The sequence below is a fragment of the Agrobacterium sp. K11 genome, from assembly GCF_059429395.1.
In genome coordinates, this window is the sequence record NZ_JCAHRB010000044.1 from 1 (window position 1) to 1,109 (window position 1,109).

A 1,109-nucleotide genomic window follows, 5' to 3' on the forward strand; every position below is an offset into this window, starting at 1 on the left:
CTATTTTCAAGTGCGACATGCCAATGATTTCAATGGCTTCACTTTGGAGATTTTGAGATGTCTGAATGTTATCAGCAAATGACCCTCGCCGATCGTCGTCTTCTTCATCGCTTCGTAGAGCAGAAACTTGCTGTCAACGAAATGGCCCGTCGGCTAGGACGCCACCGATCGACGATCTATCGGGAGATCCGTCGAAACACGTACCGCGATCAGGAACTTCCTGAATACAGCGGCTACTTTCCGACCATTGCTGATGAGATTACTCGCGAACGTCGGCGGCGTCTGAGAAAGCTTCGACGCCATCCAGATCTTCGTGCTGAAGTCATCAGTCAACTGGAGGCTCGGTGGTCTCCAGAGCAAATCGCCGGACGTCTGCTGTCGGAAAGAATAAGCCCCGTTCGCGTGTCTGCCGAAACGATCTACCGGTTCATCTACAGCAAGGAAGATTACGAACTCGGTCTCTATAGATACCTGCCGGAAGCGCGCCGCAAACGTCGCCCATTGGGTTCAAGGAAGCCTCGCGACGGTGTATTCCCCGCGAGCCATCGCATCTCGCAAAGGCCTGATTTTATTGGAAACAGATCGCAGTTTGGGCACTGGGAGGGTGACCTCATCATCTTCGAGCGTCCGTTTGGGCATGCCAATGTAACGTCACTTATTGAGCGCAAGAGCCGCTACACGGTGTTAATCAAAAACCCGAGCCGACATTCGCGACCGATCATGGACAAGATCGTGCGTGCCTTCTCCTCCTTGCCCGCTTTCGCACGGCAGAGCTTTACATTCGATCGCGGCACAGAGTTTGCAGCATTTCGGGCTTTGGAAGATGGGATCGGCGCACGAAGCTGGTTCTGTGATCCAAGCGCGCCCTGGCAAAAAGGTGCGGTGGAAAACGCCAACAAACGCATCCGCCGCTTTTTGCCGTCGAACACGGACCTCAGCCAGATGTCGCAGGCAACGCTCAATCAGGTCGCACGCATTCTCAACAATCAGCCCAGAAAGTGTCTAGGCTACAGGACACCAACCGAAGCGTTCATGGAACATTTGCGTGATAATGCATGATCCCCTACCCTCAAATACAGGCATGATGCACTTCGGGGAGATTCTCCCCC

1 protein-coding gene is annotated in these 1,109 nt (G+C 53.7%); it reads left to right on the top strand.

Going from position 1 to position 1,109, the window contains the following annotated elements:
- The first annotated feature begins 57 nt into the window (after window positions 1-57).
- Window positions 58-1,059: an IS30 family transposase gene (locus AC5SEO_RS26855; RefSeq protein ID WP_495364206.1), complete on the top strand. Its 1,002-nt coding sequence runs from the start codon at window positions 58-60 to the stop codon at window positions 1,057-1,059.
- Window positions 1,060-1,109: the final 50 nt, after the last annotated feature.